14 protein-coding genes and 1 pseudogene are annotated in these 21,696 nt (G+C 38.8%); 6 read left to right on the plus strand and 9 right to left on the minus strand.

The window, feature by feature from the left end; all coding sequences use genetic code 11:
• Window positions 1–150 precede the first annotated feature (150 nt).
• From RM541_RS15340 to RM541_RS15350, 3 genes and pseudogenes are all read right to left on the minus strand, one after another.
• Window positions 151–1,184 (minus strand): annotated as a pseudogene (locus tag RM541_RS15340) (serine hydrolase domain-containing protein).
• 134 nt (window positions 1,185–1,318) lie between these two features.
• A complete protein-coding gene (locus RM541_RS15345; protein WP_311501015.1) occupies window positions 1,319–2,146 on the minus strand; it encodes a hypothetical protein in 828 nt (275 codons plus the stop codon).
• A gap of 471 nt (window positions 2,147–2,617) precedes the next feature.
• Entirely contained in the window at window positions 2,618–4,009 is a 1,392-nt protein-coding gene (locus RM541_RS15350) for a serine hydrolase domain-containing protein (RefSeq protein ID WP_311501016.1), read from the minus strand.
• Between the two features lie 270 nt (window positions 4,010–4,279).
• Between RM541_RS15350 and RM541_RS15355 the strand changes: the two genes are divergently transcribed.
• The 5 genes from RM541_RS15355 (at window position 4,280) to RM541_RS15375 (ending at window position 11,873) form a co-directional block, all read left to right on the plus strand.
• Window positions 4,280–5,173, plus strand: coding sequence for a LysR family transcriptional regulator (locus RM541_RS15355; RefSeq protein WP_311501017.1), 894 nt, complete (start codon window positions 4,280–4,282; stop codon window positions 5,171–5,173).
• A 406-nt stretch (window positions 5,174–5,579) separates the two neighbouring features.
• Window positions 5,580–7,385: an assimilatory sulfite reductase (NADPH) flavoprotein subunit gene (locus RM541_RS15360; RefSeq protein WP_311501018.1), complete on the plus strand. Its 1,806-nt coding sequence runs from the start codon at window positions 5,580–5,582 to the stop codon at window positions 7,383–7,385.
• Between the two features lie 120 nt (window positions 7,386–7,505).
• Window positions 7,506–9,191, plus strand: a complete 1,686-nt coding sequence (cysI, locus tag RM541_RS15365) for an assimilatory sulfite reductase (NADPH) hemoprotein subunit (RefSeq protein WP_311501019.1) — start codon at window positions 7,506–7,508, stop codon at window positions 9,189–9,191.
• 427 nt (window positions 9,192–9,618) lie between these two features.
• Entirely contained in the window at window positions 9,619–10,827 is a 1,209-nt protein-coding gene (locus RM541_RS15370; RefSeq protein WP_311501020.1) for a glycoside hydrolase family 88 protein, read from the plus strand.
• A 74-nt stretch (window positions 10,828–10,901) separates the two neighbouring features.
• Window positions 10,902–11,873: a Gfo/Idh/MocA family protein gene (locus RM541_RS15375; protein WP_311501021.1), complete on the plus strand. Its 972-nt coding sequence runs from the start codon at window positions 10,902–10,904 to the stop codon at window positions 11,871–11,873.
• A 68-nt stretch (window positions 11,874–11,941) separates the two neighbouring features.
• Here RM541_RS15375 and RM541_RS15380 read toward each other — a convergent pair whose 3' ends face one another.
• Window positions 11,942–12,106, minus strand: coding sequence for a hypothetical protein (locus RM541_RS15380; RefSeq protein WP_311501022.1), 165 nt, complete (start codon window positions 12,104–12,106; stop codon window positions 11,942–11,944).
• 466 nt (window positions 12,107–12,572) lie between these two features.
• Between RM541_RS15380 and RM541_RS15385 the strand changes: the two genes are divergently transcribed.
• Window positions 12,573–13,160 (plus strand): hypothetical protein, encoded by a 588-nt coding sequence (locus RM541_RS15385; protein WP_311501023.1) that lies wholly within the window; start codon window positions 12,573–12,575, stop codon window positions 13,158–13,160.
• A gap of 201 nt (window positions 13,161–13,361) precedes the next feature.
• Here RM541_RS15385 and RM541_RS15390 read toward each other — a convergent pair whose 3' ends face one another.
• The 5 genes from RM541_RS15390 to RM541_RS15410 all read right to left on the minus strand — a co-directional run bounded on the left by RM541_RS15390 (window position 13,362) and on the right by RM541_RS15410 (window position 21,520).
• A complete protein-coding gene (locus RM541_RS15390) occupies window positions 13,362–15,845 on the minus strand; it encodes a glycogen/starch/alpha-glucan phosphorylase (RefSeq protein ID WP_311501024.1) in 2,484 nt (827 codons plus the stop codon).
• Between the two features lie 371 nt (window positions 15,846–16,216).
• A complete protein-coding gene (locus RM541_RS15395) occupies window positions 16,217–18,349 on the minus strand; it encodes a catalase (RefSeq protein WP_311501025.1) in 2,133 nt (710 codons plus the stop codon).
• Between the two features lie 303 nt (window positions 18,350–18,652).
• Complete coding sequence (locus RM541_RS15400; RefSeq protein ID WP_311501026.1) at window positions 18,653–20,032, minus strand: family 43 glycosylhydrolase; 1,380 nt, start codon at window positions 20,030–20,032, stop codon at window positions 18,653–18,655.
• 77 nt (window positions 20,033–20,109) lie between these two features.
• Window positions 20,110–20,280, minus strand: coding sequence for a hypothetical protein (locus RM541_RS15405; RefSeq protein ID WP_311501027.1), 171 nt, complete (start codon window positions 20,278–20,280; stop codon window positions 20,110–20,112).
• Between the two features lie 91 nt (window positions 20,281–20,371).
• A complete protein-coding gene (locus RM541_RS15410; RefSeq protein WP_311501028.1) occupies window positions 20,372–21,520 on the minus strand; it encodes an endo-1,4-beta-xylanase in 1,149 nt (382 codons plus the stop codon).
• Between the last annotated feature and the right edge of the window lie 176 nt (window positions 21,521–21,696).

Genomic DNA, 21,696 nt, shown 5'->3' on the forward strand with positions numbered 1-21,696 from the left:
GCTTAGTTTTTTCCTGAAGAAATTACATCTGGCAAAAATCCAGAATCTGTCTGTTTTCTTCCGGTCCCAAGGAGGCATAAAAATGGTAATTATCGACTTTTATTCAGCTGATCGAATCAACTTTAAAGTCCAATTACTAACCAGGTCTTTTTAGCGCTTTTGACTAATTTTTAGGATACGGTCATACATTATTTCAGATAGACTCCAATTATATCCATCGAAGTTGACTGTGTTCGTAAACTGAATAACTACAGCATCGATATCCTGATGATATTTTGCAATAGTTTGATAGCCTGGAATCAATCCAGTATGCTCGTATCTGTAAATGGAAGAATAGATTTCCTGCTCTTCTTTGGTTTCGAATACGGAACCATTATTTAACGCCCGAATAAATTTGCTTAGGTCTTCTGCTGTTGCAATTATTGAACCTACATTTTCTGTTTTTAAATCCTTATCATAACCTACATAGTATCCGCTCATTACATTATCTACGTTTACATCTTGAAGAGAGCCAAAAGTATGTTTTAAATTTAATGGCTTTAATATTTCTTCTTGAATGTATTGGAAGCTACTAAATCCAAGAACCCGGTTTATTATTCTTTCAATTAATAGATAATTGGTGTTAGAATATTCATAATCTTCATTGGGTTTGAATTTGGCTTGTTTGTCCAAAACCAAAGCTAAATTTTCGTCTGCCGTTTCTTTGGGATTTGCCCAGTACATATATGTATCGGTATAGTTCGGAATCCCACTTCTGTGTTTAACCAACATTCGCAAAGTTATTTTATCGGCGTATTCTATTCTGTTCTTTAACTCGGGCAAATAATCTGATAGTGCTTTTTCTAATGATAATTTTCCATTGGAAACAAGTTTGGTAACGGCTAACGCATTATATAATTTGCCTACACTAGCAATTTTAAACAATGCATTGGGATCAGCTGGAATCTTTTTTCTTTATTTTTGTAACCCGAAGAGTACAATTCTGTTTGGTTTCCTTTTTTGTTGATACAAACAATTATACCATCAAATCCATAACCTTCCGCCTTGTTTACTTGTTCCTGAACTGAATCTGGTAGTGGAGCAATCCAGGCTTTTACTATAGGCCAGGGCACAAAGTATAACGAGATGATTGTTCCAACGAACAATAGTATTCTAAATATCCAGGTCCTTGTTTTCTTAGCCATAAGATATTTGCTCTGGTTAAAAATCAGCCAAAACGCCACGGTTACAAAAGGTGGCGCGGAATGACTTATCTGGTTTTGAAAGACTAAATACTACGGAAACTAATAATTTTTTCTATAAAACCCGCCACTTGCGATTAGTATGAACCGGGTTTTCTTATTTTGATAATCGAATCTTTATTTACTTCTATTAGTATTCCCGTCCGGAATTTAACTGGGTTTTCTAAATCTAAAAAATAGTATTTCTCCCAGGTTTTAATTTTATTCGCAACTTCTACAGCAATTTCTTCAAATTCAGTTCTGGGTTCCTGCCGTTCATTTTTAAAGTTATTCAAATCAAAAATTGTATCAATTAATTCAAATTTTCTTTCACCTCTGGGAACCAGATTAGCTCTTTCTAATCTTCCTTTTTTATCCACATCCACCCAGATAAAAGCAAAATCAGATGGATCAAATTTATGTTTTTTATAAATATTTTCAATAGAATCTATACTTGTAATTGGCTCACCAGCATGAATATAGCGGTATTTCGTAAGGTCCAGATTATTCCCGTTATCTAAAACCATTTGTTCAGATGGATGTATTTTTAATCGTTCTAATGGTTTACTGTTTGAACAAAAGAACTGAAAATCTAATTTGCCATTTCTTGTCTTAGCATAAACCAACCATTTTTGTCCCTTTTTTGCAGTCCAGTAACAAGAAGAATAAAGTCCGGTAACTTCTGCCTCAGAATTCAACTGAAATTTTAAAAATTTTGGATTATCACCATTTTTATAATACTTACTTACCTCGAAAGTTACTGTATTTGTAAGTGAATCTGAAGCATATACCTTTTCAATTACTTCACCTTCAAAAACGTATTTCGATTGATGAAATTCAACAGCCGGTTTTGGAATTTCGCAGCTACAGGCAAAACTTTTAAGAGTGATAAGAACTAATAATGTAAAAATGATGATTGTTTTCATATAAATGCTATTGGTTAAGATCGCATGTCGCGGGAGTAAGGACGTGGACCTGTCGGCTGAATTATTTTCTTCTATGGCCTTTAATTACAATTTTTCGGCTAAAGCCGATCCAGTCATTATAACCAATTTGCAAAGATAACCCTTTGCATCCTCAAGTTTCTATTCTAATTCTTGATCGGTCCTAGGATTATACATCAATTCTATAAATTCGCCAGGAACGAAAACCGGCCGTGCACTAGAGTCTTTATTCTTGCTGAAAAAGCCCATGTTGAGGATAAAACCTTGGTTAGAGATAACCTGTCCAGATTTTTACTCAAATTCTTGGTGGCCATTGTTGGCAACGGTTTGGCTATGACAAGTGGGGATTTTAAGGCACTTGCCTTTCCATTTAGCGATTAGTTTATTTTGTGTAATTATTATCATTTTAGCACTTTAGCCCGCATTTGCTATAGCCGATGTTATGTGCTGACTTTATTTTGCTGATTTTAGTATATAGCTAGGTATCATTTCATTTGGTGGTGTACTTTTTCCATAGAGTTCATACGAGTTGTAATTTCCGCCTGTAAATACTGTAATCATATCAAGTTCTGGCCAAATATTAATTTTTTGTCCACCATTTCCCGAAGCTAAGTATGAATTGTATTGTTGACCGTCAATCAGAAAATATTTATGCTCCCATAAATAACCATAATCGCCTTTGTTCATATCAAGCGTTTTATCAACCCATTCCTTGGATAATATTTGTTTTCCATTCCATTTACCACCATCTTTAAATAATTTTGCCAATTTTATTAGGTCACGCGGTGTTATGGACATTTGACTAAAAGTATTTATACTTGCCTGATTTGGCTCAAAAGTCCAGTTGTAATTTGTGATACCCATTGGTTCAAACAGATTTTCTTTAGCAAAATTTTCAATTTGTTCATTTGTTGCAATCTCTACCAAACTGCCTAAAGTCAAAGGACAACCTGTGCAATAGGATGATTTTTCTCCTGGTTTTGTCACCATCGGTAAATCAAGTGTGTGTTTAACCCAATCATTGCTTTGCATCATCGACTGCTCATTTCCTTTACTTTCTGGATTATTATTTTCACAGTCCATACCGTGGCGGTACATTAGGAAGTTTTCTATTGTTAGCTCGTTTTTTCTATCATCCAAATTGGCAATTTTATCATACTTATTTTTAAAGTAGGGCAGAAGTTTTTCTTTTTCGCTTCTAATAAATCCTTTGTCGACTGCAATGCCAAGAATTCCACCAATGAAAGGTTTGGTGGCAGACCTTAGTTGATGTGGTATGTTTTTATCATAACCGTAAAAATATTCTTCAAGAATTAATTTATTATTCTTGTAAATCAAGATGCTGTGAACATCTGGAAATTCACCTTTTATGGTTTCTTTTACCATTTTAATTATTGGTTCGGGATTTTTAAATTCTTCTTCTATAAGTCCCGTTTCTAGACCATCTGAAGTTTTATGTGGTTTTTGGTATGTGTAGTTGTCAGGGTTGTAAAAAAGTTCTTTACGTGGAAACATTTCCATTTTTTCTATATCGGTCGTGATTAGTTCAAATGATTGTCCACCGGTTTCATAACCTATAACTTTGTTAGACTTATCTCTTTTAAAAACAACAGGAATGTCCTGAATATTTGTAAAACTGTCTAAGGCGATATGATTCAAAGGATATTTTGCTTTATCAATAACAGCATAGAGGGTAGTGTCAAGTTCTGAGGCAACAATATCAAGTGTGCTTTCATTTACATATTCATATGCCCCTTCGTAATCCAAAAGTCTTTCGTATTCAGATTTTTCTTTTTCAGCTGAACATCCGATTAATATTAATATCAAAAAGTAAAATTTATTCATTGAATAGTTTTTAGTAGAAATGCGATCTTATTTCAGCTTGCACACCCAACATATATATAAATCTAACACTAAATTTTTTTTGCTAATAAATGCATAGTAAATTTATCTCTACTATGTCTTTACTGTTCTAATGTAGAGGATTTTCGGTTTTAAAAAAATGTTTGTCGTTCTGTAATATATTTCAGTGGGTTCTGGTGCTCCATTAAATTGTCGGTCGTATTCCGGATATATAAATACTTACAGTTTCAAAAATGATCGTTATTATTGTATATGTTTGACTTCCGCCTAAAAGTTTTTAGTACCGTAGCAAGAAGGCTCAGCTTTACCAAGGCTGCCGAGGAGCTGCTTATTTCCCAGCCTGCGGTGACCAAGCATATCAAAGAAATTGAAAATCAATTTGGCCTGGCGCTGTTTGACAGAAGAGGAAATAAAGTTCTGCTCTCGCCTGCCGGGGAAATCCTGCTAAGCCACACTACGGAAATTCAGAAAATTTACCAGCGAATAGAATTTGATCTCAACCAGTTGAACAGTGCTTTTAAGGGTACGCTGCATGTAGGATCCAGCACTTCCATAACTCAATATATCCTGCCACCCTTGCTGGCGCGGTTTCACAATATCCACCAGGAAGTAAAGGTGGAATTGCTGAGTGGAAATTCAGAACAGATTGAGCAGGCCCTGCTTAATAAAAAAATAGAACTGGGCGTAATAGAAGGTCAATCCAAACGCCGGGAAATTAATTATACGCCATTTCTCAAAGATGAGATCGTGCTTGTGTGTGGCAGTAAAAATTCCATGGCCAAAAGAGATGAAATCAAGCCGGAAGAGCTCACGAAAATTCCGCTTTTATTGAGGGAACCGGGATCGGGAACGCTGGAAGTTACCGCCGATGCTTTGAAGCAAAAGGGTATCCGACTGTCCGACCTGCAGGTGGAAATGCAGCTGGGAAGCACCGAAGCTATTAAATCTTACCTGCAACATTCAGATTGTATGGCATTTGTTTCCCTTCACGCTATCCTTAAAGAACTGGAAAGTGGAGTCCTGAAAATTATTGAGATCAAGAAACTTCCCATTCACCGTAATTTCTATTTTATTACTCCGCAAGGTCCGGAGGGTGGCCTCCCTGCCCTGCTCATCCAGTTTCTTCTCAGAAATCATAATTTATAGATGATTATACTCCTGAAACACCTAAACCTGGTTTTTGTCTCCTTGAGCGGAGTCGAAAGGTCATTTAAAAACTCTCGACCTAGCTCTTTTAGACATACCATTTTATTATAAAGTACAATTTGAGGTGCTTTACAAGACAGGCATAATTTATAATTATTATCAACTCGAAATCTCATATTATGCACTCAGAAATTACTTCTGCAAAAAGCTCAAACTTGCAGCGAAGATTTACCTGCTCTCAAGATTTAACCTTTATCTAGAAGTAAAATATTTGCCCATTTTTCCGCTTTCATTATAACTTCAGGTTATTCTATATTATTATTTGCAATTGGCAATCCCCTTTTAGATCTCTTATTTTTGTGCTGCAAAGACATAGGAATGTCTTAATATGAAAATTTGAGAACACATGGATTTAAAGAAGGGGCCTTTTAATGATAAACAAGCTGAAAAGCTGCAGGAAGCATTGTCCGGACTGGATTCGGGACAGCTTCAATGGTTAAGCGGATATTTTTCAGGAATTATTCAGAATGCACCTGCAGTTTCAGCAACTCCACAACAGCAGAATACTGCTGCGCCACAAGCTGCTGCTTCCAAACCGCAAAAGCTACATATTCTTTTCGGCAGTCATACAGGAAACAGCGAAGGCTTAGCTGAAAATTTGGCAACATTCGCAAAAGAAAAAGGAATAGAAACTGAGGTTTCAGACATGGCTTCTTTTAAAGGGAGGAACCTGAAGAAAATCGATAATCTAGCTGTAATTGTTAGCACTCACGGATTAGGTGAACCTCCCGTGCAGGCAGAAGATCTCTATAATTTTATACACAGCAAAAAAGCACCGGATCTTTCTCATATGAAATTTTCTGTATTGGCATTAGGCGATAGTAGTTATGTCGACTTCTGCCAAACCGGAAAGGATTTCGATATTGCGCTGGAAAAACTGGGCGCGCAGCGTATTGGTCCACGACAGGATTGTGATGTAGATTATGAAGAAGATGCTGAAGCGTGGCAAAATAGTTTTATAAATGCCCTCGCACAGACCTCTGATCAGCCAGCTGAAGCAGAAACACCAAACGAGCTGGCTGCTCCAAAGGCCGCAGCGAAATTCTCCAGAAAGAATCCTTTTGAGGCTACTATCCTGGAAAAAATAGAATTAAACGGAAGAGGATCTTCCAAGGAAACGATTCACCTGGAACTGGACCTGGAAGGTTCGGGATTAACCTATGAACCCGGAGATGCCCTGGGAGTTTATGGAGCAAATTCGGAGTACTTGATAGGCGAAGTTTTGAAAGCAACCAAACTTTCAGGAAATGAAGAGGTAGAAACCCATCAGGGAAAAAAGAACCTGCTGGAAGCATTGACTTACGATTATGAGTTAACACCGCTTTCCAAACTTTCCATTACAAAATATGCCGAGCTTACAGAAAGCAAAAAATTAAAAGAGATACTTTCAGACAATAAAAAAATTCAAGATTACCTCTTAGGTCGTGATGTTCTGGATTTAATTCAGGAGGAACCCTATAAACTAAATCCGGATGAGCTGATTTCAGTATTAAGAAAAAACACTCCAAGGATGTATTCTATCGCTTCCTCGCAGCAGGCCGTGGAAGATGAAGTGCATTTGCTTGTTTCGGTGGTTCGCTATGAGGCCTTTGGCAGAAATAAAGAAGGCCACTGCTCCACTACCCTTGCCGACCGGCTTAAGGTAGACGATAAGGTAAAGGTCTTCGTGGACAAAAACAGCAGGTTTAAACTTCCGCAGGATCCTGAGGCGCCGGTTATAATGGTGGGCCCCGGTACAGGTGTCGCTCCTTTTAGGGCTTTTATGCAACACAAGGAAGTGGCAGAGAACAAAGGTAAATCCTGGTTATTCTTTGGAGACCGCAACTTCAGAACAGATTTTCTGTATCAAACGGAGTGGCAGCAATATCTTGACGAAGGTGTGCTAACTAAAGCAGATGTAGCTTTTTCCAGGGATCAGGAGGAAAAACAGTATGTGCAGCACAGGATGTTAGAAAACGGAAAAGAATTATACGACTGGCTGGAGCAGGGAGCGCATTTCTACGTATGCGGAGATGCAACAAGAATGGCGAAAGATGTGGATAACGCCTTGCGGGAAATCATTCAGCAGCAAGGAGGCGTAACTCCGGAGAAAGCAGAAGAATACATTAAGTATCTTCAGGTTTCCAAGCGTTATCAAACAGATATTTACTAGAAAAGCTGCAGAATAATCAGAAAAAGTGATTTATGAATCACAGTGATTTCAGTGGAATTTTAGTAGAAATATGCAGGTAAGGTTAAAAAGGAAATTATAACTTACACAAAAGAAAGAATTATGGACGGGCAAAAATTATCGGACGACGAGTATATAAAGGACAAAAGTGATTATTTAAGAGGCACGATTAAAGAGAGCCTCAGAAACCCTCTCACAGGTGCCCTTGATCCTGATGATGTAAAGCTCATTAAATATCATGGTTCTTATCAGCAATACGATCGGGATCTTGATACCGAACGGAAGAAGCAAAAACTGGAGCCGCTTTATCAGTTTATGATACGGGTAAGAACTCCCGGAGGAATTACTACTCCCGGGCAGTGGATTGCGCTGGATAAACTTTCAGATCAATACGGAAATAGTACGATGAAGCTGACTACAAGGCAGTCTTTTCAGTTTCACGGCATTTTTAAAAATGAACTGAAACCCACTATAAAAGCTATAAATGATGAGTTGTTGAGTACACTCGCCACCTGCGGGGATGTGAACAGGAATGTGATGTGCAACCCCAACCCCTATCAGTCAAAAATACACGAAGAAGTATATGCATTGGCCGGAGAAATTAGTGAGCACTTTCTTCCGAAGACTTCAGCTTATCACGAGATATGGCTGGATAAAGAGAAGGTTGCAGGAACACCAGATAAAGAGCCCTTATATTCAGAACATTACTTGCCCCGAAAATTTAAAATCGGACTCACCATTCCGCCAAACAACGATATTGATGTCTTTGCAAATGATCTTGGTTTTATTGCCATAGAAGAAGATAATGAAATCGTAGGTTACAATGTTTGTATAGGCGGAGGGCTGGGAAGTACCTTCGGGGAAAAATCCACTTATCCACGCCTGGCAGATGTCATAGGTTTTGTGCCAAAAGACAAGGTTATTGCTGTCGGCGAAGCGGTGATTACAATCCAGAGGGATTATGGGAACCGGGTGGACAGGAAAAATGCAAGACTTAAGTATACGATAGATAAACATGGACTACAATGGTTTGTAGATGAAATTGAAAATCGTCTTGGTTCAAAAATGGAAAAACCCCGTGCTTTTGAATTCAATAAAAATGGCGATGAATACGGATGGGTAAAAGGAACTAATGACAAGTGGTTTTATACACTGTTTATAGAACACGGAAGGATTAAAGATGAAGAAGGTTACCGGCTTAAAAAGGCTTTAAAAGAAGTTGCCGAAATACTCAAAGGTGATTTTAGACTTACCGGAAACCAGAACCTCATTATTGCCAATGTAGCTGAAAAAAATAAGAAAGCCATTGAAGCTGTTTTGGAAAAAAACGGAGTGCTTAATAACGAGAAACTCACCGGACTTCGAAAAAGTTCTATGGCTTGTGTGGCGCTAAATACCTGTCCCCTGGCTTTTGCAGAAGCTGAGCGCTATTTACCTTCGCTGGTAGATAAGCTGGATGATATCATGAGAAAGCATAACCTTCAGGATGACGAAATAAATATCAGGATGACCGGCTGCCCAAATAATTGTGCCAGGTCGTCTTTAGGAGAAATAGGTTTTGTGGGCCGTGCACCAGGCCGCTACAATATGTACCTTGGCGCGAGCCATAACGGTGACCGTCTAAATTCTTTATATAAAGAAATGCTTTCTGAAGAAAATATTCTGCAGGAGCTCGATCCTATTCTGGGTTCTTATGCTCAGGAAAGAGAACCAGGTGAAGAATTTGGTGATTTCGTGATAAGAAAAAATCTGGTGGATACAACAAATCGTCCGCTTCAAATCCTTTAGTAGGTTATAATTTGGTTGATGGATAGCTAATAGGAACGCCGCTTTCAGGCTGATCTAAAGGATGATAATTGACATAAAAAATATGCCTCTTTAAAATGGTGTTCTTCAATTTTGGCAGAGGTGCTAAAAAAACTCTGTTTCACCTCCCATGATTTTAGTAAATTGACAAAATAATTCAGACATTGGGAAGTAGAAAAGGTTCTTTAGCTTTTGAAAAGGGATTTAAGCCGATAATTGGCAAAATTTGGTTATGACCAAAAATGCTGGTGAATGGGTTCCAATCAATAATAGAGAACTTTTTAAATCATAGACCAGTTTCACATTAATGCAAAATTATGCAAAGAGATGGAGAAATAATTGCCGGCGAAACTGCTACTCCCGTGGGGATTGTTGCAAATAATCAATTTGTCTAAATAGAAATAAACCAATGATAAAAAACGGACCAAAATCCGGTGTTTTCAGAAGCGTAAAATTTTCAGTTTTGATGCTGGCAATTTTCTTTACATCCTGTGCAACGCAGAAGGACATTCCGGAAAATAAAATTGACAGAACTTTAGAATTAGCTGCACAACAGTATAAATATATGGCAGACCAGCTGCCTAAGGATGGAAGGTTTCCCAAAACTTTTTATGCTAAAGAAGACCGTTTTGAGACCAGCGGGTCTAATTGGTGGGTTAGCGGGTTCTATCCGGGAACACTCCTCTATTTATATGAAGAAACTGGTGATCCTGAACTAATGGAAGAGGCAGAAAGAATTTTGAAAGACCTCGAAAAAGAGCAGTATAACACCTCTACCCACGACTTGGGCTTTATGATGTTTGACAGTTTTGGTGCTGCAAATCGTCTTGATCCACGAGAGGAATATGACGAAATTCTTATGAACAGCGCCAAATCTTTAGCTACACGGTTTGATGAAGAAGTTGGCGCTATACGCTCCTGGGATTCTGATGATGACAGTTTTTTGGTAATTGTCGATAATATGATGAACCTGGAGCTGCTGTTCTGGGCTTCAGAATACAGTGGGGACAATATTTATCGTGATATTGCTATCACTCATTCCAATACTACAATACAACATCACTTTAGACCAGACAATAGTTCTTATCACGTGATAAATTATAACGAAAACACGGGTGAAGTAAAAGAAAAGAGAACGGCCCAGGGCAATGCCGACGAATCTGCCTGGGCTCGTGGACAAGCCTGGGGTCTGTATGGCTTTACAGAGGTATATCGAAAAACTAAAGATCAAAAATACCTGGACCAGGCCGTGAAAATTGCAGATTTTATGCTTGACCACCCAAATATGCCTGCAGATAAAATTCCGTATTGGGATTACAACGCGCCAAAAATTCCGGATGCATTTAGAGATTCTTCGGCAGGTGCGATTATGGCCGCTGCCCTGCTTGAGCTAAGCGAATATGTAAATAAAAATAGGCAAAAGAAATATTTCAATGCTGCTGAAACAGCTCTCAATACGCTTATGAGTCCGGAATATTTAGCTGAAGAAGGTACCAACGGTGGCTTTATTTTAAAACACGGAGTTGGTCATCTCCCCCAAAATTCTGAAGTAGATGTACCACTTACCTATGGCGACTACTATTTTGTTGAGGCATTAAATCGCTACAAGGAAGAATAAGAGCAGAATAACAGCACAAAAAACCTGGAGTTATAGAGTTCCGGAATAGTGCTTAGTGTCAAAAAATTGAATAAATGAAAAAGCTAGTATGGGGAATTTTAGGATGCGGAGACGTGGCAGAGGTTAAAAGCGGTCCTGCATTTCAGAAAATTTATAATTCTGAATTGCTCGCCGTGATGCGCAGAAATGCTGTAAAAGCTGAAGACTTTGCAAAAAGGCACAATGTCCCCACCTGGTATAACAATGCCGAAGAACTTTTAAAAGATTCCCGAATTAATGCTATTTACATTGCCACTCCCCCATCTACACATGTAGAACTTACGCTAAAGGCAATTCAAGCAGGGAAAAATATTTATCTTGAAAAGCCGATGGCGATTAACGCGCAGGAATCCGCCAGAATAATCGAAGCCTTAAACAAGAGCAAAAGCAAGTTAACTGTAGCACATTACCGCAGAAAATTACCTGCATTTTTAAAAGTAAAGGAGCTTCTAGAAAATATGAGTATTGGTGAAATACGTTTTGCAGACATTCAAATTCTACAGTCTCCAAAATCTAAATTAATTGCAGATTCTGACGAAAACTGGAGAATTGACCCTGCCATTTCAGGCGGTGGCTATTTTCACGATCTCGCGCCTCATCAAATCGACCTTATGTACCAGTTTTTCGGAGAACCGGAATATGTTCAGGGTATTTCCGGAAATCAGAATAATCTTTATCCTGCAGACGATATTGTGAACGGAATCATCAGGTTTAAAAGCGGAGTGCAATTTCGCGGAATATGGTGTTTTAATGCATCCGAAAAAGATCAAAAGGATGAATGCACAATCTTCGGAAGTCATGGCTCTATAAGCTTCTCCTTCTTTGGAGATAAGGTGGTTTTAAATTCGGAAGAGCATAGTGAAACTTTCGATTTTGAACCTCTCCCTCATGTCCAACAACCAATGATTAAAGCTACTGTAGATTACTTCCTTGGAAATGCCGAAAATCCCTGTTCTGCCGAAGATGGATTGGCGGTAATGAATATAATGGACAGGTTTTGCAGTTAATCAAGGGAAATTAATTCTGAAAAATCTGGATTTTTCAAACCAGCTTTTCTTCCGTAGAAAAACTACGGCTAAAAGAACAGCAGGTCGATAATTGCCAAATTCGAGGTGCCGCTTTTACCTACAGTATCTATAAATTTTTCTGCAAGCTGAAGCTTATTTCCCTTCCTCCAGTCTTTTAAACGTTCTTCTATTCTGCATGAGATTATCTCTAATAATATGCCTTCTCTTCGCATCGATCCCCACAGGATTGCATTGTTTTTCTATTTTGTCGTGAGGCGTATTTTTATTATCCGCAAGCTTAAAAAACCAAATTTACTTACAAATAAAGTCACTTGCGGCTGAGTGAATATTTTAAAATTTTAAATGTAGTTTTTCTCCTTCTAAAAGAAAACTGCAACCGATAATTTTCTATAATTTGCCAGTTTTCGACCGTCATAAAGAGGCTTCAAAAATAGCAATTATCGATATATTCAACTGGAACTTTATCCCCTTCAAAGTGAGGAATTAAGAAAGATTTGAAACTTAGTGATCAGATATTCTGATTCATAAAAATATCTTAGAAATGCTTAAAATGGAAGTCTTTAAATTCTGTACCATATTGAAATATAATGGTATGAGTGTTAATTTAATAAATATTGTAACATCCTGTTTCTGTAAATTTTACTACATTTAAGACAGACTTACTCACAAGCCACAATTATGAAGTACCTGATTTTATTTTCTCTGTTTTGCATTACCGGTACCTTAACTGCACAGCAGGAGGTCCTGCCACAGGAAGTACAGATATACACAGCCACTCTCCCCCTGGCTGAGGACATGCGTGAGGGAGCAATGGTTTATGGCTACGACACATCAGGCAGCCTTGTGGTACTGCGGGAGGGAAAAAACAATCAAATATGCATGGCCGATGATCCTACTAAAGAAGGAATCTCGGTGGCCTGTTATTCAAAAAAACTGGAACCCTTTATGTCTCGTGGAAGAGAACTCCTTGCAGAAGGGAAAACAGAAATGGAAAAAAGAGAGATTCGCCAAAAGGAATCTGAAACAGGCAAACTTCAACTACCTGATGCTCCCAGCATGATGTATGTATTAAGTGGCATAGACGAAAACTACAACAGGAATTCCGGAGAATTAACAGAAGGAAATCTGCGGTACGTGATTTATATTCCGTATGCTACAACAGAATCCACAGGACTCCCTGACAGACCTCATGCACCGGGAATGCCCTGGCTTATGGATCCCGGGACTCACCGTGCACACATCATGGTGACTCCACCATCGCAATAGAAGATATTTTGCCAGCTGAGATCGTAAGTGCAACACGCTCAAAAACAGCATAAATCAAAATTTTGGTTTCCCAGTTTGAGACGACTAACTTATTCTTTATTTAAATCAGTAGAGATCTTCTATCGTCTCTGAAATCAGTTTACCTGAGAACTAAAAAATCTCCCTGTCTTTATTAAATAATATAACAACTGGACTTATCATTTATGCCTTTACTGCTTTTACCTTCCAAATTTTTTCACAATAGTCTTTTATCGACCGGTCACTTGAAAATTTCCCCATATTTGCCACGTTTATAATAGACATTTTTGCCCATTTCTGAGAATCCTTCCAAATTTCATAAACGTTTTCCATCTGGTCTACGTAAGACTGGTAATCCTGGAGTAACAGATAAGGATCCTGATTTAAGAGGTTATCATAAATGGATCGAAATAGTTCTGTGTCTCCTTTTGTGAGTTCTTCTGATAACAGAAAGTCTAACACCCTCTTTAGTTTCTCATTTTCAGAATAGATTTTATAGGGATGATAACCCGCCTTCTTCCTCTCCGCAACTTCCTCTGTAGTGAGACCAAAAAGAAAGAAGTTTTCTTCTCCTACTTCTTCTCTTATTTCCACATTAGCTCCGTCCAGAGTACCAATGGTAAGGGCTCCGTTAAGAGCAAATTTCATATTCCCGGTTCCCGATGCTTCTTTTCCTGCCATAGATATTTGTTCCGAAAGATCTGCACCGGGGTAAACGTGCTGCGCAAGCTTTACGCTGAAGTTTGGCAGGAAAATCACCTTTAAAATCTTGTTAACTTCAGGATCGTTATTGATAAGATCACCCACGGCAGTAATTAACTTAATTATACGTTTAGCCATAAAATAACCAGGGGCGGCTTTTCCTGCAAAAACGAAAGCAGTTGGTGGAATATTATTCTGCCCGTCTTCCTTGATCTGCATATATAAACTCAGGATATGCAGTACCTTAAGATGCTGCCGTTTATACTCATGTATCCGCTTTACCTGCACGTCAATCAGCATTTCAGGGTTTATTTCAAATCCCGTAAATTCTTTTATTTGAGCGGCAAGGTTCTTTTTATTCTCCAGCTTCACTTCCATCCATTTTCTGCGGAAGTCTTCATCGTTAACAAAGGATTCGAGGCTTTTTAACTTGTCGAGATTGGTAAGCCATCCTTTTCCGATTTTTTCGGTAATTAAACCAGCCAAAAGTGGATTACTCACAGCGAGGAACCTCCTGTGCGTGATTCCGTTAGTAACGTTAGTAAATTTTTCTGGCCATAGTTGTGCGAAATCCTTCAGTACCTCTTCCTTAAGCAGACCAGAATGTAATGCTGAAACTCCATTCACCTTATAACTACCCACCGTTGCCAAATGTGCCATCCTGATAGTAGGTTCTCCCCTGTCGTCAATTAAGGACATTCTAGATATCTGTTCTCCGGTAAAATCGTGCTCCCGGATTTCAGTGATAAACCTGCTGTTAATTTCATAAATCAACTCAAGATGTCTTGGCAGCAGATTTCTTAAAAGATTTACCGGCCATTTTTCCAGCGCTTCAGGCAAAAGGGTGTGATTGGTATATGCAAAGGTACTCTTGGTAACCTTCCAGGCTTCTTCCCATTCCATGTGGTGCACATCCAGCAATAATCTCATGAGCTCTGCCACTGCAATAGAGGGATGAGTATCGTTGAGCTGAATAGTAAATTTTTCATGAAGAGTTTCCAGTTTACGTCCCTGTAAAAGGTGCAACCTGATGATGTCCTGAAGCGAACAGCAAACAAAGAAATACTGCTGCTTTAATCTTAGTTCTTTTCCCGAAAGGTTTTCATCATTAGGATAAAGCACTTTCGTAATATTTTCAGACCGCATCTTTTTCTCTACTGCCCGGTAATATTCTCCCAGATTATAAGCAGCAAAATCAAAGGATTCTGTTGCCTCTGCTTTCCATAGTCTTAATATGATACTATTGCTTTGGTAACCCAGGATGGGAGTATCATAGGCAGTGCCCTTAATTTCAGAGTCTGGTATCCACTCGATGTGCAGCTTATTATTTTCATCCCTGCTGTGCTCTGTATTACCTCCAAACTTCACTTCGAAAGAAATTTCTGGTCTGAGGATTTCCCACGTGTTTCCCTTCTGCAGCCATTTATCTGTAGATTCAACTTGCCAGCCATTTTGTATTTCCTGTTTAAAGATCCCAAATTCATAGCGTATACCATAGGCTATAGAAGGAATTCCCAAAGTTGCGAGAGAATCCATATAGCAGGAAGCTAATCTTCCCAGTCCGCCATTTCCAAGTCCCGGCTCCACCTCTTCCTTTAGAAGTTCATCCAGATCAAGATCAAATTCAGCCAGTGCTTCCCTTGTTTCCTCCACAATCTCCAGGTTAAGCAGATTGTTTCCAAGATGTGGACCCGGAAGATATTCGGCAGATAGATAAGCCACTCCGCGTGCATCTTCTTCGGCATACTGTTCAAGCGATTTTACATATTTTCTAAAGACCCTGTCCCGCACGGTGAGGGCAAGGGAAGTATAAAAGTCATTTTTGGTGGCCACCACCGGAATTCGACCTAAACTGTAGAACAACTTTTCCAGAAAAGAGGTTTTTATATCCTCCTTGGTAAGTCCAATATTAGCTACTCCGGGTTTAGCAAAATAATGTTCGGTTTTTTTGTTGTTTGAATTCATGTCGAGTAAAGGTTTACAGGGAGATAGTCCTCCGTGATTTGGGGATTTACTTCATTGAAAATTAGATGATAATCCAATTTTCATGAGGAGAATTTATGAAATTTCTATGGAAGAATTGTCAACAGGAAAAGATTATTTTATAATTAATACCAGTGCCTTCAGTTGAAGTGGGCTTTCCAGTTTGTTATTTCTAAGCTCTTCAGAATTTATACCTCGTAAAACCGTTCCTCCGACTCCGAACGGCTGAACAAATATTAGCGAATAAAAACATGCTTCAAATTTGACAATTATCGGTAGATAGCATTTTCAATATAAAAAAAGGTTCAACCTATTAAAGTTGAACCTTTTATTTTCAATTACATGAATTAATATTAAGCCGGAATTTCCATGGCTGCTTTTTCCCGTTTCCAGTTACGGTGTTCACTGATAGCTTTGATAAATTTTTGCGGACTTTCATTTATGCATACCGCATCGTCATCTTTAAAATCCTTACCGTAAGTCGCATCAAAAAGTTCTTCGGCTTCGCCATCTAAAGCGATCGCCTTGCAATGTTTTAAAGCTTCATTTATAAACTTTTTGGCTTTTGCCTGCTTCATAAGTGCATCGATATTTTCTTTACCCCCGGGAATGTAAAGAGCATCAAAAACAACACTTTCTGTAGTCATTAGCGCATGTGCCACTTTATGAGAATCTCCTTTATCGCATTTTATAGTACCGCCATGCACCCCAACAATCTGCACCATAGCTCCGGCCTCTTCCAAAGGTTTTTTGATCTTATTATAATCGCTTTCCTTAAAACCGTCTGCAGCCAAGACTGCTATTTTCCTTGTTGCAATCCCTTCTGAAGGTAGAAACTCCTGGCTTAAAGCTTTGGATTTATCCAAGTAATTCTTTTTAGGTCCAGGTTGATGTTTTTGAACATCGGCATCGGCGCCTATCGCCTGATTTAATGGCTGGTCTATTTCTTTAGGAATATCCATACCAAGATTAATGGCAACCTTTGCAGACAAAGTTTCATCTATTTGGGCAAGGATGTAAAGCATACGTTGCTTTATATGGTCATAGGTACATTTGCCCAGTTCAAAAGAATAAGCCTGTACCACGTGTTCCTGCTCATGCGCTGTCAAACTGCGGTAAAATAACGCCGGTTGTGAAAAATGATCGTTAAAGCTTTCACTACGCTCCCTTATTTTCTTTGCATCGATCCGCTCTTCATAATGATGAAACCCGCCTTCAGCTATTTTAGCAAGGTGAGGACAACCCCCGCCAATAGAATTAGGAAAATATGCTGTTTTTCCTTTATTCACCGTCATTCGCATATGTGCATCCCGCTGATTGTTATGAATTTCGTTAACCGGGCGGTTAATCGGGATTTCATTAAAATTTGGGCTACCAAGCCTGGATAATTGTGTATCTGTGTAAGAGAATAATCTTCCCTGCAGCAATGGATCATTAGTAAAATCTATTCCCGGTACAACATGGCCTGGATGAAATGCAACCTGCTCAGTTTCTGCAAAGAAATTATCAGGATTACGGTTAAGGGTCATTTTACCGATGCGTTTTACCGGCACCATTTCTTCAGGAATAAGCTTGGTAGGATCCAGAAGATCAAAGTCAAATTTATGCTCATCTTCCTCTGGCACTATCTGGAAACCTAATTCCCACTCTGGATACTGGCCTGCTTCTATCGCATCCCAAAGATCTCTTCTGTGAAAATCTGCATCTGCACCATGAATTTTAACGGCTTCATCCCAGGTAACAGATTTTACTCCCAGTAATGGCTTCCAATGGAATTTCACAAAATGTGCTTTGCCTTCAGCGTTGACAAGTCTGAAAGTATGGATCCCAAAACCTTCCATCATCCTGAAACTTCGTGGAATTGCACGGTCGCTCATCAACCAGATTTGATTATGCATCGTTTCCGGAGTATGAGAAACGAAATCATAAAAAGTATCGTGAGCTGAAGCCGCCTGCGGAATCTCCCTGTCCGGCTCTGGTTTTACAGCATGAATTAAGTCTGGAAACTTCATGGCATCCTGGATAAAAAAGATAGGCATGTTATTCCCTACGAGGTCAAAAACCCCTTCGTCAGTATAAAACTTGGTAGCAAAACCTCGAACATCTCGGGCAAGATCTGCAGATCCTTTGGAACCTGCCACTGTAGAAAATCGTACAAAAACCGGCGTTTTTCTTGAAGTATCTGTAAAAATTCCTGATTTGGTAAATTCTTCCTGATTTTCATATAACTCGAAATAACCGTGAGCACCACTTCCCCGGGCGTGTACGATACGCTCCGGAATACGTTCATGGTCAAAATGGGTGATTTTTTCCCTGAGTATAAAATCTTCTAAAAGCGTCGCTCCCCGCTCTCCTGCTTTTAAGGAATTATTGGTATCATTTACCTTTAAACCCTGATTGGTGGTCATTGTTTTGCCCTTAGGATCTGAGGTATTCTTTTTTAAGTCTTCTATTTTTTTCGAAGACTTTTCTTCCTTTTCTTTCATAACTAAATTTGATTAGGTTTAGGAATGAAATTAAGTTAATCTATAGAAAGTTACTGTAAAGGAAGTGTTAAACAAAAATTTGGAAGTCATAAATTAAAGCGAGCTTTTGCTCAGTTTAAATCGATGTGGTAAAAATGCCAATTCCCGATTATTACCGTCATCAGAAATGAAAATGTAAGACTTCAGGTTAAGGATTAATAACCTAGCGATCAAGTAGGGTAAATTTATAGAAACCTGTTTTAATTCAAACCGAATGTGATAAAAATAGTAGGCCCGCAAGATTAGTAAATGAACCGCCAATTATTATTCCAGTGTCAACCAGTCTACTTCAACTTTGTCGCCATTTTTCAGCTTCAGAATGAGGTCCTGAATACCTTTTACCTCTTTTTGAACCGGAGCGGTATAAATTTTCCATTTTGAATTTTCCTCGATTTCTACTTCAGAAAGTAATTCTTCTTTTCTCCCTGTCATCAACTGTAGCATTCCTCCTCCGGACGATCGGGCTCTGAATTTTGCAATTTTCGATTTAGCTGAAGCAAAATCGACGCTATTATATTTAACCCAGGCTTCAGGCTCTTCCAAAACGACTTTCCAGCCCTGGAAGGTATCTGTCGTGTCTACAAATCTAATTGAAACTCCAAATTCGCTTCTTTCGCTATACCTGTCAAACTGAATTTTATTTGAACTGTCTGTAATGCCCACACCTCTGTGGGTAGGGATTACTTTTTCAATCAATCCGTCTTCAGTAAAAAAGAGGCTGTCGGCTCTAATCGACCTATTCTTATCAAAATTTGGAGAAAGTTCACTATCATGATAAAACAGTAAATATTGGTCACGAAATTCTGTAATAGAATGGTGGTTAGTCCAGGTATTATTCGGTGATTCGTCCATAATTACTCCCTGGTGCTCAAACGGCCCAAGCGGGTTATTCCCGGTGGCGTATTCCAGTCTTTCAGTATTATTCGCGACATGAGGATAGGTTAAATAATACTTCCCATTGCGCTCAAAGACCCACGGGCCTTCTATATGACCTTTCTGAGGTACTTCAAAAACTTTGGGTTCTGAAGCCAGCTCTAGCATATTATCCTTCAGCTTTGCTCCAAAAATTTTACCCTGGGACCAGTACAGGTAAGCCTGGCCGTCTTTATCTATAAATACATTAGGATCTATTCCCTGGACTCCTTTTATCGGCTCCTGTTGAGGCTCGAATGGACCTTCAGGATTATCAGCAATCGCGACTCCAATAGAAAAACCACTTTCCCCGGCACTTGCATCCTTGATCCTCGTAGGAAAGTAAAAATAATATTTACCATTCCTCTCTATAGCATCGGGAGCCCACATGCTGTTGGCATCAGGATCTCCCCAAGGCACATCTTCCTGACTCAAAATCATCCCATGATCTGTCCACTCCTGCAGGTCTGTTGAAGAGAATACATGGTAATCTGGCATACAAAACCAGTTTTTCCTGCCATTATTTTCGCTGCAGTAAATATCGTGTGATGGATAAACGTAAATCCTGTCCCCAAACACCCTTGCAGAAGGATCTGCAGTAAATTGATCCATAATCAATGGGTTTTGTGCCCAGGCATTGCCGGCTATACCTGCAACAAGAAGTAATAAAGCTGTTGCACTTTTTCTTCCGGCCATATAAATTGTCTTAATCAGTCGATTATTGTTTTTCATTTATAAAATTTTGGATTCTAAAATAAACAAAATCCACATACCCACCAGCCTCTTTGGTGGTTGAAACGTTATACATGTCATTTGGTACCGCAAGGAACTTGCCCAGGAACCCCCTTTATAATAGGTAACCCCGGACTCATGTGCATTGTAGTGCTGCTCATATAATAACTGTCCCCTACCCTAATCATCGACATATCGGGAACATCGGCATGGATAATTGGATTTTGTGCGAAATTATTTTGTGCCAAGGCCATTGTATTGCTAAAAATGGGAATTGTCAGCAATGTGAAATTGCACACTTACAAAGTTCAGAAAAACCGTGCAGAAGGAATTAAACATTTACCTTGTTTTGGTTAATTGGATAATATCCATTACAACCGTTTTGGGCTGATTTTCCCTGTTAAAAAGCAAAGGATAATCTGTTCTTCCCTCTACTGGCCAGTTGTTCTTCCACGAATTTCCGTCATTCACTCCCCAAAGAGTCACGCGTGAGATCTTTTCCTGATGCTTCAGAAAAAGCTTAAAGAATGCTGTGTATCGTTCATTAAACTGTGCTTCTACAGAAGTTGATAGTCCCTCCTTAAAAGGGTTCATTTTCTCTTCATATTCAAAATTGTCCGAAATATTCGCGCCAGCATCACGCCGTGGAGAAGGTAGCACGCTAAGGTCCAATTCAGAAATTACCACCTTCCCTAAAGCTCCGTAAGCTTCAAGGCTTTTTTCAAATTCTTCAATATCAGGATGATTTAATCCAATATGCCCCTGCATCCCAATACCATCTATCGGAATTCCCTCTTTCTTCAGTTTTTTAACCATTTTCACTACGCCTTTACGCTTTCCCGGATTCGACATCGAATAATCATTATAGAAAAGTTCAGCTTCGGGATCTGCTTCGTGCGCAAAACGGAAGGCAAGTTTTATAAAGTCTTCACCAATGATTTTATAGAATTCACTTTCCCTGAAACTACCGTCGTCCAATATCGCTTCATTCACTACGTCCCAGGAATGCACCCTGCCTTTATAGCGTCCCACTACTGTTTGAATATGATCTTTCATCCTTTGAATCAGCACTTCTTTTGAAACCTTTTCCCCTTCTTCATCAACAAAAAACCATTGCGGAGTCTGGGAGTGCCATATGAGCGTATGGCCGTGAATATGCATATTGTTGCTTTCCCCAAATTCAACAAAGGCGTCGGAAATTGAGAAATCAAATTCTCCCTGGCGGGGCTGAATGCGTCCACTTTTCATACAATTTTCAGCAACAATGGAGTTAAAATGTTGCTTTACCACTTCCATTTCTTGAGGTTCCCGTCCCAGAAGCTGATGCGTATTTAACGCTGCACCAATATGAAATTTATCCTGAAAAGCTTTATGTAAAACGGGATCAGGACTTTTATTTAAAGAATTACTTTGAGCCTGAAAATTTGCAGGTGCAAGGCTTAAGCAAACTCCGATGATTAGCGTGAAAAAATGTGATTTGATTAGCATAGTTTTTATGTTTAAATGTGCAATTTAAACTTTTGTTTAATTGATATGATTGTAATTCAAGAAATTATTTCCAGTCCTTAGTACTTGATCTGTAAATCTAAAGCTTCTAATTTTTCACTTATGGGCTTTGTTATTTCCAACATGAAAGCTCTAATATTTTAAAAATGTTATTTCGC

The organism is Autumnicola psychrophila (assembly GCF_031846645.1).
GTDB classification, from domain to species: Bacteria; Bacteroidota; Bacteroidia; order Flavobacteriales; family Flavobacteriaceae; genus Autumnicola; species Autumnicola psychrophila.

Coding starts and splice junctions, on each gene's coding strand:
- RM541_RS15345 (WP_311501015.1), bottom strand. CDS start 2,146: ATGAAAACAATCATCATTTTTACATTATTAGTTCTTATCACTCTTAAA.
- RM541_RS15350 (WP_311501016.1), bottom strand. CDS start 4,009: ATGAATAAATTTTACTTTTTGATATTAATATTAATCGGATGTTCAGCT.
- RM541_RS15355 (WP_311501017.1), top strand. CDS start 4,280: ATGTTTGACTTCCGCCTAAAAGTTTTTAGTACCGTAGCAAGAAGGCTC.
- RM541_RS15360 (WP_311501018.1), top strand. CDS start 5,580: ATGGATTTAAAGAAGGGGCCTTTTAATGATAAACAAGCTGAAAAGCTG.
- cysI (WP_311501019.1), top strand. CDS start 7,506: ATGGACGGGCAAAAATTATCGGACGACGAGTATATAAAGGACAAAAGT.
- RM541_RS15370 (WP_311501020.1), top strand. CDS start 9,619: ATGATAAAAAACGGACCAAAATCCGGTGTTTTCAGAAGCGTAAAATTT.
- RM541_RS15375 (WP_311501021.1), top strand. CDS start 10,902: ATGAAAAAGCTAGTATGGGGAATTTTAGGATGCGGAGACGTGGCAGAG.
- RM541_RS15380 (WP_311501022.1), bottom strand. CDS start 12,106: ATGCGAAGAGAAGGCATATTATTAGAGATAATCTCATGCAGAATAGAA.
- RM541_RS15385 (WP_311501023.1), top strand. CDS start 12,573: ATGAAGTACCTGATTTTATTTTCTCTGTTTTGCATTACCGGTACCTTA.
- RM541_RS15390 (WP_311501024.1), bottom strand. CDS start 15,845: ATGAATTCAAACAACAAAAAAACCGAACATTATTTTGCTAAACCCGGA.
- RM541_RS15395 (WP_311501025.1), bottom strand. CDS start 18,349: ATGAAAGAAAAGGAAGAAAAGTCTTCGAAAAAAATAGAAGACTTAAAA.
- RM541_RS15400 (WP_311501026.1), bottom strand. CDS start 20,032: ATGAAAAACAATAATCGACTGATTAAGACAATTTATATGGCCGGAAGA.
- RM541_RS15410 (WP_311501028.1), bottom strand. CDS start 21,520: ATGCTAATCAAATCACATTTTTTCACGCTAATCATCGGAGTTTGCTTA.